The organism is Streptomyces sp. NPDC021749 (assembly GCF_040640655.1).
In the GTDB taxonomy this organism is placed as follows: domain Bacteria; phylum Actinomycetota; class Actinomycetes; order Streptomycetales; family Streptomycetaceae; genus Streptomyces.
In genome coordinates, this window is the sequence record NZ_JBFACE010000001.1 from 257,169 (window position 1) to 272,816 (window position 15,648).

Genomic DNA, 15,648 nt, shown 5'->3' on the forward strand with positions numbered 1-15,648 from the left:
GTCCACGGCGGGACGCGCCCCTCGGGTGCACCGGCGTCTGGTCAGCCGGCCAGGCAGGACGGGCCGAGCAGCACCTTGAGGTCGCCGAAGAGCGACGGGTCGGGGGTGACCCGGTGCCGGTCCAGCCGGAGCACCGTGGTCTTGCGGGCGCCCTGCAGCTTGATCCGCACCTCCGTGGATCCGCGGTGGCTGCTGAGCACCTCCCCGAGCTTCTCGACCATCGGCGGGGTGACCTTGACCGTGGGGATGGTGATCGTCACGGGGGCGTTGGCGCCGGCCTCGGAGAGGTCGGGGACCATCATCTCCATGGCGACCAGCCGCGGGATGTCCTCACGCTTGTCGAGGCGGCCCTTGACGAAGACCACGGTGTCCTCGACGAGTTGGGTGGACACCAGCTGGTAGGTGGCGGGGAAGAACATGCAGTCGATGGAGCCGGCCAGATCCTCGACGGTGGCGATCGCCCAGGCGTTGCCCTGCTTGGTCATCTTGCGCTGGAGGCCGGAGATGATGCCGCCGATGGTGACGATCGAGCCGTCGGAGTAGTCGCCGCCGGTGAGCTGGGAGATGGCGGCGTCGGCCTTGTCGGACAGCACGTGCTCCAGGCCGAAGAGCGGGTGGTCGGAGACGTACAGACCGAGCATCTCGCGCTCCTGGGCGAGCAGATAGGTCTTGTCCCACTCCTCCTCGGAGAACTCCACGTCCAGGCCGAACCCGGGGCCGTCGTCGGCGGACTCGTCGCCCATGCCGCCGAAGAGATCGAACTGGCCCTCGGCCTCCTTGCGCTTGACCTGGACGACGTTGTCGATCATCGATTCGTAGTGCGCCGTCAGGCCCTTGCGGGTGTGGCCCAGCTCGTCGAAGGCACCGGCCTTGATCAGCGATTCGGTGGTGCGCTTGTTGCAGACCACCGCGTCGACCTTGTCGAGGTAGTCCGGGAACGAGGCGTACTTCCCCTTCGCCTTGCGGCAGCGGATGATCGAATCGACGACGTTCTGGCCGACGTTGCGGACCGCGGTGAGGCCGAAGAGGATCACGTCGTCGCCCTGGGCCGCGAAGTTGGCCTCGGACTCGTTGACGTTGGGCGGCAGCACCTTGATGCCCATGCGGCGGCACTCGTTCAGATAGACCGCCGACTTGTCCTTGTCGTCGCGCACGGACGTCAGCAGCGCGGACATGTACTCGGCCGGGTAGTTGGCCTTGAGGTACGCGGTCCAGTACGTGACCAGGCCGTACGCGGAGGAGTGCGCCTTGTTGAAGGCGTAGCCGGCGAACGGGACCAGGACGTCCCACAGGGCCTGGATCGCCTCGTCGGAGAAGCCGTTCTTGCGGGCGCCCTGCTGGAAGAGGACGAAGTTCTTCGCCAGTTCCTCGGGCTTCTTCTTGCCCATGACGCGGCGCAGGATGTCGGCCTCGCCGAGGGAGTACCCGGCGATGATCTGGGCGGCCTTCTGCACCTGCTCCTGGTAGACGATCAGGCCGTAGGTGAGGCCGAGGACCTCCTTGAGCGGCTCCTCCAGCTCCGGGTGGATCGGGGTGATCTCCTGGAGGCCGTTCTTGCGCAGCGCGTAGTTGGTGTGCGAGTCCATGCCCATCGGGCCCGGGCGGTACAGGGCCGAGACGGCGGAAATGTCCTCGAAGTTGTCGGGCTTCATCAGCCGCAGCAGCGAACGCATCGGGCCGCCGTCGAACTGGAACACGCCGAGGGTGTCACCGCGGCAGAGCATCTCGTACGTCTTGGGGTCGTCCAGCGGGACGGAGAGCAGCTCCAGGTCGACGCCCTTGTTCTTCTTCACCATCTTGACGGCGTCGTCCATGATGGTGAGGTTGCGCAGGCCGAGGAAGTCCATCTTCAGCAGGCCGAGCGACTCGCACTGGGGGTAGTCCCACTGCGTGATCGTCACGCCGTCGGTGTGCCGCACCCAGATCGGGGCGTGGTCGACGATCGGCTCGCTGGACATGATCACGCCGGCCGCGTGCACACCCATCTGCCGGACCAGGCCCTCGACGCCCTTGGCGGTGTCGATGACCTTCTTCACGTCCGGTTCGTTCTCGTACATCCCGCGGATCTCGGCGGCTTCCGAGTAACGCGGGTGCTCGGGGTTGGTGATGCCGTCGAGGTCGATGCCCTTGCCGAGGACGTCGGCGGGCATGGCCTTGGTCAGGCGGTCGCCCATGGCGTACGGGTAGCCGAGGACCCGGGCGGAGTCCTTGATCGCGTTCTTGGCCTTGATCTTGCCGTAGGTGCCGATCATGGCGACCTTGTCGGCGCCGTACTTCTCCGTGACGTACCGGATCACCTCGACGCGCCGGCGCTCGTCGAAGTCGATGTCGACATCGGGCATGGACACGCGCTCGGGGTTGAGGAACCGCTCGAAGATCAGCCCGTGCTCGATCGGGTCGAGGTCGGTGATGCCCATGGCGTACGCCACGATCGAACCGGCCGCGGAACCACGGCCGGGGCCGACCGCGATGCCGTTGTTCTTGGCCCACATGATGAAGTCGGCGACCACGAGGAAGTAGCCCGGGAACCCCATCTGGATGATGACGTCCATCTCGTACTCGGCCTGCTTCTGGCGGTCCTCGGGGATGCCTCCGGGGAAGCGCCGGGCCATGCCGCGCCGGACCTCTTCCTGGAACCAGGTGACCTCGGTGAAGCCCTCGGGGATGTCGAACTTCGGCATCAGGTCGCGCTTCTCGAACATCCCGGTGGTGTCGATCTGCTCGGCGACCAGCCGGGTGTTGTCACACCCCTGCTGCCAGGCGTCCGAGGAGTCGATGGCGTACATCTCGTCGGTGGACTTGAGGTAGTAGCCCGTGCCGTCGAAGCGGAAGCGGTCCGGGTCGGAGAGGTTCTTGCCGGTCTGGATGCACAGCAGCGCGTCGTGGGCCGCGGACTCGTGGGCGTAGGTGTAGTGCGAGTCGTTGGTCACCAGGGGCGGGATGCCGAGTTCCTTGCCGATCTTCAGCAGGTCGTCGCGGACCCGGCGCTCGATCTCGATGCCGTGGTCCATCAGCTCCAGGAAGTACCGGTCCTTGCCGAAGATGTCCTGGTAGTCGGCGGCGGCCTTGCGGGCCTCCTCGTACTGCCCCAGCCGCAGCCGGGTCTGCAGCTCGCCCGACGGGCAGCCGGTTGACGCGATCAGGCCCTCGGACCACTGCGCGATGGTCTCCTTGTCCATCCGCGGCCACTTCTGCAGCCAGCCCTCCGCGTACGCGTCCGAGGACAGCCGGAAGAGGTTGTGCAGGCCGGTCTTGTTCGCCGCCCAGATGGTCTTGTGGGTGTAACCACCGGAACCGGACACGTCGTCGCGCTTCTGGTGCGGCTGGCCCCACTGGATCTTGCGCTTGTTGCGCCGCGACTCGGGGGCGACGTACGCCTCGATGCCGATGATCGGGGTGACCCCGGCCTTCTGCGCCGAGTGGAAGAAGTCGTAGGCGCCGTGGAGGTTGCCGTGGTCGGACATGGCGATGTGCGTCATGCCCATCTCATTGGCCGCCTTGAACATGTCCGACAACCGCGCCGCACCGTCCAGCAGGGAGTACTGGGTGTGCACGTGCAGGTGCGTGAACGGCGGCTTGGCCACGGCGGAGGACCTCCGGGAGACAAGTGGGCGACTGGTGGACGGAACGGTCTCGAAGTCTACGACTCCCCACTGACACTCGCGGGGCACTCGTGGGTAGCCTCGGCCGTTGTCCCGGCAGATGTCCCGGCAGACCCTCCCCCGGCCACGCCCGGGGGTGCCCCCCACACGGTCAGTTGCGGCTCTCCGCCCTTGTTTTCACACCCCAGGAGGCACCCAGCGATGCCGTCCCAGCACGCCCCGGCGCAGGACGCCGCGCAGCGCGGCGAGGAGATCCTCGCCGTTTTCGACACCGCCTTCGGAGAGCTGCTCGCCGCCGACCCCGCGGCATTCCGGGTGAAATTCCGGAAGATGGCCGCCTCCGCGTTCGCCTTCTACCGGGGCACGGCCTGCCTGTTCTACCGGGACCTGGCGGACGGCGCGGACCGCGGCCCGTACCTGGACGAGCGCACCTCCCGGGTCTGGATCCACGGCGATCTGCACGCCGAGAACTTCGGCACCTACATGGACGCCACGGGCCGGCTGATCTTCAACGTCAACGACTTCGACGAGGCGTACGTCGGCCCGTTCACCTGGGACCTCAAGCGGTTCGCCGCCTCGGTGGCGCTGATCGGCTACGCCAAGGCGCTCAGCGACGCGCAGATCACCCACCTGGTGCGGGTCTACGCCGGCGCCTACCGGGAGCGGATCCACGCACTGGCGTCCGGTGCGAAGCGGGACGCGGTGCCGCCCTTCTCGCTGGACACCGCCGAGGGCCCGCTGCTGGACGCGCTGCGCGACGCCCGCTCGCTGACCCGCTTCGCGCTGCTGGACTCGATGACCGAGATCCGCGACTTCGAGCGGCGCTTCGCCGCGGGCGGCGGCAGCGTCGAGCTGGACGCGGCGACCCGCTACAAGGTGCTCGCGGCCTTCGACGGCTATCTGGAGACGCTGCCGGAGTCGAGCCTGGGCCGCCCGGACTCCTACCGGGTCAAGGACGTGGTGGGCCGGCGCGGCATCGGCATCGGCTCGGCCGGCCTGCCGTCGTACAACATCCTGCTGGAGGGCAACAGCGACGCCCTGGAGAACGACGTCGTGATCTACATGAAGCAGGCGCAGACCCCGGCCGTCTCCCGGCACATCACCGACCCCGCGGTCCGCGGCTATTTCGCGCACGAGGGCCACCGCACGGTCATCTCCCAGCGCGCCCTGCAGGACCACGCCGACCCCTGGCTGGGCTGGACCGAGATCGAGGAGGACGGGCGCCGCACCGGCCAGCTGGTCGCCGAGATCTCGCCGTACGCGGTCGACCTGGACTGGTCGGACATCGACGACCCGGAGGAGATCGCCGCGGTCGTCGCCGACCTGGGCCGGGCCACGGCCACGATGCACGCGGCGGCGGACGACGAGAGCGGCCACTCCCTGGTCCCGTTCTCGACCGAGCGGGCCATCGACGCGGCGATCGCGGCCGACGAGGACGGTTTCGCCCCGCTGCTGGTGGACTTCGCGCACTCCTACGGCGCCCGGGCCCGCGCCGACCACCAGGTCTTCGTCGACCTCTTCCGCAACGGCCGGATCCCGGGCCTGAAGGGGGCCTGACCGGCTCGGGGGGACGGGTCCTCGATCTCGCTGGTCGGGGACCGCCCCTTAGGCGCCGCTTACCCCGGCGCATGGCACACTCGGCAGCGATGGACATTTCGGCGGCACACCTGCGGGCCCTGCGCGCGGCGCTCTTCACGGCGCTGTGCGTATCGCTGTCCGCGGGCTCCCACGTGCTGCTGTCCCGGATGCCGCTCCCGCTCACCACCGTCGCCGCGATCGGCGCCGCCGTCTTCGCGCTCGCCTACGCGCTGGCCGGCCGGGAGCGCGGCTACTGGCGGATCGCTGCGCTGCTGCTCCCCCTGGAGCTCGCCGCCGACCTGGTCTTCAGCCTCGGCCAGCACACCTGCTACGGCGCGGCGGGCGGCCCGGTGGCCGGCCCGCTGCGCTCGCTCGGGGTGGATCTGCTCTGCGGCGGCGGCAGCGTCGGCGCCCCCTTCCTGCGGCTGCCCGAGGAGAGCACCGCGCCCGCCTCGGCCTGGCTGCTGCTGCTCGCGGCGCACCTGGCCGTCGGGCTGCTGGCGGCCGGCTGGCTGCGCCGCGGTGAGGCCGCGCTGGTCCAGCTGCTCGGCGCGGTCTGCGCGGTCGCGTTCCGCCCGCTGCTGCTCGCGGTCGCGGTCGTCGGCGCCACGGCCGCCCCGCGCCGCCCCGTCCCCGCCTCCGCACGGACCGGGCCGCGGGCCCGCGCCGTCCCCCTGCTCGTGCACTGCGTGGTGCGCCGCGGGCCGCCCTGCGTGCTCGCCGCCTGAGCGCCGGTTCCCCCGGCGAGCGCGGCCCGGCCGCGCCGTACGCGTACGCTCACCCGCGCCGCGTACGCCTCCCGCAGCACGCACACCCGTCCACGGACCCACGGAGCAGGAACAACGTCATGAGCAACCGCAACAGCCAGGCCAACAAGCAGGCAGCCCGCGAGCGGCTGCGCGCCGAGCGCGAGCGGCAGGCGAAGAAGGACCGGATCCGCCGGCAGCTGACCGTCGGCGGCGCGATCGTCGGTGTGCTGGCGATAGCCGGCGGCATCGGGGTCGCGGTCGCCACCTCGGGCGGCGGCAGCTCCTCCGGCGCCGACGCCGCGGCCAGCGCGGGCGACAGCAAGGTGTGGGCGAAGGCCGCCAAGGCCAAGCTCGTGAAGCCCGCGCACACCACCGGCGCCAACGGCACGACCGTCGTCATCGGCAAGCCGGACGCCAAGAACACCCTCGGCCTCTTCGAGGACCCGCGCTGCCCGGGCTGCGCGGCCTTCGAGCAGAACGTCGGCGCGACCGTCGAGAAGGACATCAAGGACGGCCGGTACAAGGCGGAGTACCACCTCGGTACGTTCCTGGACGGCAACCTCAAGGGCACCGGCTCCAAGAACGCGCTGTCCGCCCTGGGCGCCGCCCTCAACGTCGGCCCGGACGCCTTCCTGAAGTACAAGTACGCGCTGTACTCGAAGGAGTTCCACCCGGAGGAGACCGGGCCGGACAAGTTCGCCGACGACAGCTACCTGATCAAGGTGGCCGACACCATCCCGGCGCTGAAGGGCAACGCGGCGTTCCAGAAGGCCGTCAAGGCGGGGACGTACGACCGGTGGGCGCTGGAGATGTCGGCCGAGTTCAACTCCCACAAGGACGTCAGCAGCACCCCGACCCTGAAGGTCAACGACACCGTCATCGGCACGGACAGCCCGCAGGGCAAGGTGGCGCCGTCCACCGTCGCGGCCTTCAACTCGATGGTGGACAAGGAGCTCAAGCACTGACCTGACGGTCCGTGCCGTGCCCGGCCGGCGTGCGGGTCCGCGCGCCGGCCGATGCCAAATCTTGACCCGGCCGGATGCCGTGAACATGGCAGACTCCCGACCGTGCAGACGACGGAAGTGCGCCCGGGCGCCCGGCCCGCGGGCGCACCGGCGGTTCAGCTCAGGGTGGTGCGGGCGGCGCTGTTCACCGCGCTGTGCACCACCCTGTCCGCGACCTCCCATGTGCTGCTCTCGCGCGCCCCGTTGCCGGCCGCCGTGGTCGCCGCGATCTGCGCCGGGGTCTTCGCCGCCGCCTATCCGCTGACCGGCCGGGAGCGCGGCTACCGGGCCGTGGCCGGCCGGCTGGTGCCGCTGGAACTGGCCGCCGACACCGTCTTCACCGCCGGGCAGCACACCTGTTACGGCCCGGCCGGCGGGCCGCTCACCGGTCCGCTGCGCTCGGTGGGCGTCGATCTGCTGTGCAGGAACGGGGAGTTGGGCACCCCGCTGGCACGACTGGCGGCCCACCCCGGCGGCGGTCCGCTGCCGCCCGCCGTACCGGCCGCCGCGCCCTGGCTGCTGCTGGCCGCCCACCTCGCGGTGGGCCTGCTCGCCGCCGGCTGGCTGCACCGCGGGGACGCCGCCCTGGACGCGCTGCTGCGCGCGGCCGCGGCCGCCACCTTCCGCCCGCTGCGGACCGCCGCCGCGGTGGCCTCGGCGGCACTGCTCCCGCCCCGCCGCCGGGTCCGTCCGCCGCGCCCGCTGCCGCCGGCCCGTCCGCTCCCCCTCCTCGTGCTCTGCGTCCGGCGCCGCGGCCCGCCCCGCCCGGCCGCCGTCTGACCTTTCGTACGCACCTCCACACCACCCCGAGGGGACCCCCACATGAGCAACCGCAACAGCCAGGGCAACAAGCAGGCGGCCCGCGAGCGGATCCGTGCCGAGCGCGAGCGGCAGAAGAAGAAGGAGCGGCTGCGCCGGCAGCTCATCGTGGCCGGCGCCGTGGTGGGCGTGCTCGCCCTGGCCGGCGGGATCGGCTTCGCCGTCGTCAAGGCCAACGAACCGACCGGCTGGGAGGCCGCCAAGGAGGCCCCGCAGGTCGCCCCGGCGCACACCCAGGGCAAGGACCACACCGAGATCCTGATAGGCGACCCGAAGGCCAAGGAGACCCTGGAGGTCTTCGAGGACGTCCGCTGTCCGGCGTGCGCGGGCTTCGAGCAGAGCAGCGGCTCGGCGCTCCTCAAGGACATCCACGACGGCCGCTACCAGGTCCGCTTCACGATGTACACCTTCATCGACGACAACGCGGGCGGCGAGGGCTCGAAGAACGCGCTGAGCGCGCTGGGTGCGGCGCTCGACATCAGCCCGGAGGCGTTCTTGAAGTACAAGTCCGCGCTGTACTCGACCAAGTACCACCCCGACGAGCGCGAGGACCTCTACGCCAAGGACTCCGAGCTGCTCAAGGTCGCGGCCGACGTGCCGGAGCTGAAGAACAACAAGGCGTTCGAGACGGCGGTCAGGAAGGGCACCTACGACCGCTGGGCGATGGACATGACGGCGCTGTTCGGCCGCAAGGGCGTCAGGGGCACGCCGACGTTCATGCACGGTGACAAGAAGCTGGTGATGCCGCAGATCCCGCAGGATCCGCGGATGACGCAGGCGCAGTACAACCGGCTGGCGAAGGCCGCCTTCGAGAAGATGATCGACAAGGAGTTCGGCCCGGCGAAGGGCGCGGACGCCGGCAAGAACTCGGACTCCGGTGCGGATTCCGGCAAGAGCGGTGGAAAGGGCATCCGCGAGGGCGAAAAGGACCCCACGGGCGCTCACTGAGCGGACTTCCGGCAACGGGAGGGCGAATTCACGTAATTCCCGGTAACAGCCCTCCCGTTGGCGCTCTACCGGCCAGTAGGGTGAGCGCCCGTGACCGATCACGACCAGATCTCGCGCCGCACCGCCGTCACGGCCGTCGCCGCCACCGCCGCCCTCCTGCCGCTCGCCGGTGCCACCGCCGCCCACGCCCAACAGGGCCCGGGCCAGGGCTCGTTCTTCCAGCACGGGATTGCCTCGGGGGACCCGCTGCCGGACGGCGTCCTGCTGTGGACCCGGGTCACCCCGGCCCCGTCGGCCACGCCGGGCTCCGGCCGCGGCCCAGCCACGGAGGTGGCCTGGGAGGTGTCCGCCGACAAGGGCTTCGACACCGTCGTCGCCCGGGGGAAGGTGACGGCGTCGGCGGCCCACGACCACACCGTCAAGGCGGACGTCCGCGGCCTGCGGCCAGCCACCACCTACTACTACCGCTTCACCGCCGGCGGGCAGCACTCCCCCGTGGGCCGCACCCGCACCGCCCCCGCGCACGGCGCCACGCCGGGCAACGTCCGCTTCGGCGTGGTCTCCTGCGCCAACTGGGAGTCCGGGTACTTCTCGCCGTACCGGCACCTGGCGGCCCGCACCGAGCTGGACGCGGTGCTGCACCTCGGCGACTACCTCTACGAGTACAAGTCCGGCGAGTACCCGGACTTCAAGTACGTCGTCCGTCCGCACTCCCCCGCCCACGAGCTGCTCACCCTCGCCGACTACCGCATCCGGCACGGCGTCCACAAGACCGACCCGGACGCGCTGGCGATGCACGCCACCCACCCGGTCATCGCCATCTGGGACGACCACGAGTTCGCCGACAACGCCTGGCAGGGCGGTGCGACCAACCACCAGCCGGACAGCGAGGGTTCCTGGTCCGCCCGGATGGCCGCGGCGAAGCAGGCGTACTTCGAGTGGATGCCGGTGCGGCCGTCCATCGCCGGGACCACCTACCGCCGGCTGCGCTTCGGCAACCTCGCCGATCTGCACCTGCTGGACCTGCGGTCGTTCCGCGACCAGCAGGCCGCACCGGGCAGCGGCGCGGTCGACGACCCGGGCCGGACGCTCACCGGGCGGGCCCAGCTGGACTGGCTCAAGGCCGGTCTCGAACGCTCCGACACCGCCTGGCGGCTGGTCGGGACCTCGGTGATGATCTCCCAGGTCGCCTTCGGCTCGATACCCGCGCATCTGCTCGGCCCGCTCGCCGAGATCCTCGGGATCCCCAAGGAGGGCCTGGCGATCAACACCGACCAGTGGGACGGCTACACCGACGACCGGCAGGAACTGCTCGGCCACCTCAGCGACCGCGGGATCGACAACACCGTCTTCCTGACCGGCGACATCCACATGGCCTGGGCCAACGAGGTCCCGCTGAAGGCGGCGACCTATCCCGCCACCCGGCCGGTGGCGACGGAGTTCGTGGTCACCTCCGTCACCTCCGACAACGTCGACGACTTCCTGCACGTCGCCCCGCACACCGTCTCGCTGGCCGGGGTCGCCGCCATCCGGGCCGCCAACCGGCACGTGAAGTGGCTGGACATGGACTCGCACGGCTACGGCGTCCTGGACGTCAGCGCCGAGCGCACCCAGATGGACTACTACGGCATCTCCGACAAGACGGACCCGAACGCGACCAGCACCCTGCTGCGTTCCTACCGCACCCGGAGCGGCACCCAGCAGGTCGAGCGGACGGACCGGCCGGCGGGCTAGGGCCGGGCCGGCGGGCCAGGGCCGGGCCGGAGGGCCAGGGGGTGGCGCCCCCTGGCCCGCGCCCTCAGAGCTCCGCCAGGAACCCCAGCGCCACCTTCCAGGCGCTCTCCGCCGCCTCCGCGTCGTAGTCCGGCAGGTCGGGGTCGGTGAAGAGGTGGCCGGCGCCGGCATAGCGGAAGACCTCCACGTCCGCGCCGGCCCGGCGCATCTGCAGGTACCAGGCGGTCAGCCAGTCGTGCGGCTCGAAGGGGTCGGGGTCGGCGACGTGCAGCTGCACCGGCAGTTCGTCGACGGCCGCGTCCTCGGCGATGTCGGAGGTGCCGTGCATCAGCAGCAGCCCGCGGGCCTTCTCGTCGCCCAGCGCGAGGTTCTGGGCGACCGAGCCGCCGAAGGAGAACCCGGCGTAGACCAGACCGCGGTCGGAGTACGGGGCGACGGCCGTGATGGCGCGCTTGAGCAGCTCCTCCTTGCCGATCTCGTCCTTGATCAGGATGCCGTCCGGCACGGAGTCGGCGGTCCGCCCGTCGAACAGGTCGGGGACGATCACCTCGTGTCCCGCGGCGCGCAGCCGGTCCGCGGCCGAGTGCACCGCGGGGCGCAGCCCGCACACCGAGTGGAACAGCACAATCGTCGGAACCCCGCTGGTCGCGGGCTCGCTGGAGGCCGGCACTGCATCACTTCCCTTGATCGGATCGCTCTCCTTCCATCCTGCCAGTTACGGTCGGCAGGACCGGGTACCCGCACAGACAGCGCATCCCACCCGAGGAGGAAACCTGTGTCCGTGGAGGACGTGCTGCGCCCGATCGCCGTCCTGGGCGGCTCCGTCGTCATCGCACTCGTGCTGGTCTGGCTCGCCGACCGGGCGCTGCGCCGGGTGGACGCCGCGCATCCGGAGACCCCGCTGTGGGGGCTGCTGCGGCGCTGCCGGATACCGCTGCAGGTGGCGCTGTGCGCGGCCCTGCTGCGCGGCGCGTACGACGAGACCGGGCTGAAGGCCGTCGAGGCTCACGAGGCGGGGATCGGCCAGACGCTCAGCCTGGTGCTGATCGCGGCCACCGCCTGGCTGATCATCCGGGCCGCGGCGGCGATAGTGGAGTCGTCGTACTCCCGCTACGCGGCGAGCGCCCGGGACGCGGCGCGGGTGCGGCGGGTGCGCACCCAGGTGACGCTGATCCAGCGGGTGGTGACGGCGGTGGTGATCGTCGTCGCGGCCGCGTCGATGCTGCTGACCTTCCCGGAGATGCGGACGGTCGGCACGTCCATGCTGGCGTCGGCCGGGCTGGTGGGCATCGTCGCCGGTATCGCCGCCCAGTCCACCCTCGGCAACCTCTTCGCCGGGCTGCAGATCGCCTTCGGCGACATGGTGCGGATCGGCGACACGGTCGTGGTGGACGGCGAGTGGGGCACCGTCGAGGAGATCACCCTGACGTTCCTGACCGTGCGGACCTGGGACGAGCGGCGGATCACCATGCCGGTGTCGTACTTCACCGGCAAGCCGTTCGAGAACTGGTCGCGCGGCGGCGCCCAGATGACCGGCACGGTCTTCTTCCACCTCGACCACAGCGCGCCGGTGGAGAAGATGCGGCAGCACCTCCTGGAGGTCCTCCAGGAGTGCCCGGACTGGGACGGCCGCGCCTGGAGCCTGGTGGTCACCGACACCACGCCGACCACGATCCTGGTGCGGGCGCTGGTCACCGCGCGGGACGCGGACGCGATCTGGGCGGTGCGCTGCGAGGTCCGCGAGCGGATGCTCGAATGGCTGCGGACCGAGCACGCCTACGCGCTGCCGCGGATCAGCACGGCACCGGCCGAGCTGGACCGGCCGCCGGGCGCGGGGCGCACGCAGGACTGACCCGGGCCCCGCGGGGCCTCACGGGGCGCCGCGCAGACTGCGCATGTCCAGATGGCGCAGCACCCGGTCGACGATCTCCGGGTCGGCGCCCGGTTCGCTGCGCGCGGCCAGCACCTCGTGGCGGGCCGCCGAGAGCATCTCGCCCTGGATGCGCTGCACCTTCTTGAGCCGGCTGATCCGCTTCTCGAAGAGCTCGCGCCGCTCGTCGTCGACGATGTCCGGGGCGATCCGGGCGCCGATGTCGAACGCCCGGCGGGAGAGCTGGTCGCTGACCTCGTCGGGCAGCTCCTCGACCTCCATGATCTCCTTCAGCCGCCGCTTGGACGCCTTGATCACCCGGACCGCCAGCTCCCGCTCCAGCGCGTCCACCGCGTCGGTGTCGGCCCGCACCCGCAGCCTGCGCACGAGCCAGGGCAGCGTCAGGCCCTGGACGAGGAGGGTGGAGAGCACCACCGCGAACGCGATGAAGAGGATGTCGTCCCGGGCCGGGAAGGACCCGCCGTCGACGCCGTACGGGATGGCCAGCGCCAGCGCCACCGACGCCACCCCGCGCATCCCCGACCACCACATGATGAGCGTCTCGCGCCAGCTCATCGGGATGTCCTCGTCGTAGTCACGGCGCTTGTGCATGCGCTTGGCCAGCCAGGCCGCGGGCAGCAGCCACAGCAGGCGGACGCCGACGACCACGGCCACGACCGCGGCGCCGGCGCCGATCAGCTGGCCCCAGCGGTGCGCGGCGGCCCCGAAGATGTTGTGCAGCTCCAGGCCGATCAGCCCGAAGGCCACACCGGTGACGAGGGTGTCGACGACCTCCCAGAAGGTGTATCCGGCGAGCCGGCCCATCACGTCGTCCGGGTCGACCGCGTACTCGGCGAGGAAGAGCGCGCAGGTCAGCACCGCCAGCACCCCGGAGCCGCGGAACTCCTCGGCGAGCACGTACGCCACGAACGGCACCAGCAGCGTCAGCCCGATCTGCAGCGTGGGGTCGCCGAGCAGGCCCATCAGCTTGTTCGTCACCCAGCCGATCGCCAGGCCGACCGCTATGGCCACGACGGCGGACAGGACGAGGGAGCCGAGCGCGCCGGGCACCGAGAAGCTGCCGCTGACCGCGGCGGCGAGCGCGACGTGGTAGAGCACGATCGCGGTGACGTCGTTGAAGAGGCCCTCGCCCTCCAGGATGGAGACCATCCGGCGGGGCAGCCCGAGTTTGCCGGCGACGGCGGTCGCGGCCACCGGGTCGGGCGGGGCGACCAGCGCGCCGAGCACCACGGCGGCGGCCACCGGCATCCCGGGCACCACCGCCTGGGCGACCGCGGCCACCGCGGCCGTGGTGGCGAAGACCAGCGCGACGGCGAGCAGGAAGATCGGCCGGAGGTTGGCGGTGAACTGCCGCCAGGAGGTGCGCTGCACGGCCGCGTAGAGCAGCGGCGGCAGCACCACCGGCAGGATGAACTCCGGCGGCACCTCGACGTTGGGGACGAACGGCAGCAGCGCCAGGACGGCCCCGGCGAGGGTCATCAGCACCGGTGACGGCAGGCCCAGCCGGTCGCCGACCGGAACCATCACCACGGCTCCGAGCAGAAGGACGAACAGCAGAGCCAGCTGATCCACGGTGGCTACGCTCCGGAGCGGTCGGATTCGATCACTTTCCGCCCAAGGGTGCCATGACCGCCGTGGTGGACCGCCGCGTCGGGCCGCGCGGCGCCGCGTGCCACGGCCGTGCGCCGTCCCGGCGTTCCGTCAGCTGCTCTCGTCCCGCACGGTGTCCAGGGCGTGCTGGAGGTCGTCCGGGTAGGCGGACGCGAACTCGACCCAGCTGCCGTCGGAGGGGTGCTCGAAGCCCAGCCGGACCGCGTGCAGCCACTGCCGGCCGACGCCCAGCCGCTTGGCGAGGGTGGGGTCCGCGCCGTAGGTGAGGTCGCCGACGCAGGGGTGGCGGTGGGCGGCCATGTGCACCCGGATCTGGTGGGTGCGGCCGGTCTCCAGCTTGATGTCGAGCAGGCTGGCCGCGCGGAACGCCTCGATCAGGTCGTAGTGGGTGACCGACGGCTTGCCCTCGGCGGTGACCGCCCACTTGTAGTCGTGCTGCGGGTGCCGGCCGATGGGGGCGTCGATGGTGCCGCTCATCGGGTCGGGGTGGCCCTGGACGAGCGCGTGGTACTTCTTCTCCGGAACGCGCTCCTTGAACTGCCGCTTCAACGACGTGTAGGCCCGCTCCGACTTGGCCACGACCATCAGGCCGGAGGTGCCGACGTCGAGGCGGTGCACGATGCCCTGGCGCTCGGCGGCACCGGAGGTGGAGATGCGGTAGCCGGCCGCGGCCAGTCCGCCGATGACGGTGGTGCCGGTCCAGCCGGGGCTGGGGTGCGCGGCCACGCCGACCGGCTTGACGATCACGACGATGTCGTCGTCGTCATGCACGATCTCCATGCCCTCGACGGGCTCGGGAACGATCTCCACGGGCGCCGCGGCCTGCGGCATCTCGACTTCCAGCCAGGCACCGCCGCGCACCCGCTCGGACTTCATCACCTCGGACCCGTCGACCCGGACCTTTCCGGAGGCGGCGAGTTCGGCCGCCTTCGTACGGGAGAAGCCGAACATCCGGGCCAGCGCGGCGTCGACGCGCTCGCCCTCCAGGCCGTCCGGTACGGGCAGGGTGCGGATCTCGGGAAGCGTGCTCACCCCACGAGTATGGCAGTTGCCCCCTGGTGTCCTGCCCGGCGGCCGGGGGGCCGGCCACCGGCCCGCTCCGCGTCAGTCCTTGTGGAGCGTCCCGTCGGGGTCCAGCCCCTTGAAGGAGAGGATCACGATCAGGATGCCGCCGCAGACGATCGCGGAGTCGGCGAGGTTGAAGACGGCGAAGTGCGCGGGGGCGATGAAGTCGACCACGGCGCCCTCGAAGACGCCCGGCGAACGGAAGATCCGGTCGGTGAGGTTGCCGAAGGCGCCGCCGAGCAGCAGCCCAAGGGCGATGGCCCAGGGCAGGCTGTAGAGCTTGCGGGCGACCCGGGCGATGACGAGGATCACGACCGCCGCGATGATCGTCAGGAAGATCGTCAGCGCCTCGCCGATGCTGAAGGCGGCGCCGCGGTTGCGGATCACGTTGAACTGCAGCAGCGTGCCGATGACCTGGATCGGCTCGTGGTTCTCCAGCTTGGCCACGACCAGCAGCTTGCTGCCGAGGTCGAGCAGGTAGACGACGCACGCGACCAGCAGCAGCGCGGCGATCCGCCGCTTGCCGCGACCGGCGCCCCGCTCCGCCTCCGCCGGTGCCTCCGCCTCGGCCCCCGGTGTGGGATCCGCTCCGGTACCCGGCTCGGGTTCCGGCGTGCCGGTGATGCGTTCCGCCTCTGCCACGTGTG

General features: G+C 71.1%; 12 protein-coding genes. 7 read left to right on the forward strand and 5 right to left on the reverse strand.

What is annotated here, in order from left to right; translation table 11 throughout:
- Positions 1–41: 41 nt before the first annotated feature.
- Positions 42–3,584, reverse strand: a complete 3,543-nt coding sequence (gene dnaE / locus AB0G35_RS01175; protein ID WP_360941679.1) for a DNA polymerase III subunit alpha — start codon at positions 3,582–3,584, stop codon at positions 42–44.
- Positions 3,585–3,803: 219 nt separating this feature from the next.
- Here dnaE and AB0G35_RS01180 point away from each other — a divergent pair, with 219 nt between their 5' ends.
- The 6 genes from AB0G35_RS01180 to AB0G35_RS01205 all read left to right on the forward strand — a co-directional run bounded on the left by AB0G35_RS01180 (position 3,804) and on the right by AB0G35_RS01205 (position 10,434).
- The gene (locus AB0G35_RS01180; RefSeq protein WP_360941682.1) at positions 3,804–5,159 is read left to right on the forward strand and encodes a DUF2252 domain-containing protein; all 1,356 of its coding nucleotides are present in this window, start codon (positions 3,804–3,806) and stop codon (positions 5,157–5,159) included.
- 89 nt (positions 5,160–5,248) lie between these two features.
- Positions 5,249–5,908 carry a hypothetical protein gene (locus AB0G35_RS01185; RefSeq protein ID WP_360941685.1) on the forward strand — a complete coding sequence of 220 codons (660 nt, stop codon included), beginning with the start codon at positions 5,249–5,251 and terminating at the stop codon, positions 5,906–5,908.
- A gap of 119 nt (positions 5,909–6,027) precedes the next feature.
- On the forward strand, positions 6,028–6,894 hold the full coding sequence (locus AB0G35_RS01190) for a thioredoxin domain-containing protein (protein WP_360941688.1): 867 nt from the start codon (positions 6,028–6,030) through the stop codon (positions 6,892–6,894).
- Positions 6,895–6,996: 102 nt separating this feature from the next.
- Positions 6,997–7,713: a hypothetical protein gene (locus AB0G35_RS01195; RefSeq protein ID WP_360941691.1), complete on the forward strand. Its 717-nt coding sequence runs from the start codon at positions 6,997–6,999 to the stop codon at positions 7,711–7,713.
- Positions 7,714–7,755: 42 nt separating this feature from the next.
- Positions 7,756–8,700, forward strand: a complete 945-nt coding sequence (locus AB0G35_RS01200; RefSeq protein ID WP_360941694.1) for a thioredoxin domain-containing protein — start codon at positions 7,756–7,758, stop codon at positions 8,698–8,700.
- Positions 8,701–8,790: 90 nt separating this feature from the next.
- Complete coding sequence (locus AB0G35_RS01205; protein WP_360941697.1) at positions 8,791–10,434, forward strand: alkaline phosphatase D family protein; 1,644 nt, start codon at positions 8,791–8,793, stop codon at positions 10,432–10,434.
- A gap of 64 nt (positions 10,435–10,498) precedes the next feature.
- Here the strand turns inward: AB0G35_RS01205 and AB0G35_RS01210 are convergent, their stop codons facing one another.
- Positions 10,499–11,104 (reverse strand): dienelactone hydrolase family protein, encoded by a 606-nt coding sequence (locus AB0G35_RS01210; RefSeq protein ID WP_360941700.1) that lies wholly within the window; start codon positions 11,102–11,104, stop codon positions 10,499–10,501.
- A gap of 111 nt (positions 11,105–11,215) precedes the next feature.
- On the opposite strand from AB0G35_RS01210, the gene AB0G35_RS01215 reads away from it, so the two are divergent.
- Positions 11,216–12,286, forward strand: coding sequence for a mechanosensitive ion channel domain-containing protein (locus AB0G35_RS01215; RefSeq protein WP_360942073.1), 1,071 nt, complete (start codon positions 11,216–11,218; stop codon positions 12,284–12,286).
- Positions 12,287–12,304: 18 nt separating this feature from the next.
- Here AB0G35_RS01215 and AB0G35_RS01220 read toward each other — a convergent pair whose 3' ends face one another.
- From AB0G35_RS01220 to lspA, 3 genes are all read right to left on the reverse strand, one after another.
- Positions 12,305–13,897: a Na+/H+ antiporter gene (locus AB0G35_RS01220; protein ID WP_360941703.1), complete on the reverse strand. Its 1,593-nt coding sequence runs from the start codon at positions 13,895–13,897 to the stop codon at positions 12,305–12,307.
- 129 nt (positions 13,898–14,026) lie between these two features.
- Positions 14,027–14,968 (reverse strand): RluA family pseudouridine synthase, encoded by a 942-nt coding sequence (locus AB0G35_RS01225; protein ID WP_360941706.1) that lies wholly within the window; start codon positions 14,966–14,968, stop codon positions 14,027–14,029.
- A gap of 72 nt (positions 14,969–15,040) precedes the next feature.
- Positions 15,041–15,643, reverse strand: coding sequence for a signal peptidase II (lspA, locus tag AB0G35_RS01230; protein ID WP_360941709.1), 603 nt, complete (start codon positions 15,641–15,643; stop codon positions 15,041–15,043).
- Between the last annotated feature and the right edge of the window lie 5 nt (positions 15,644–15,648).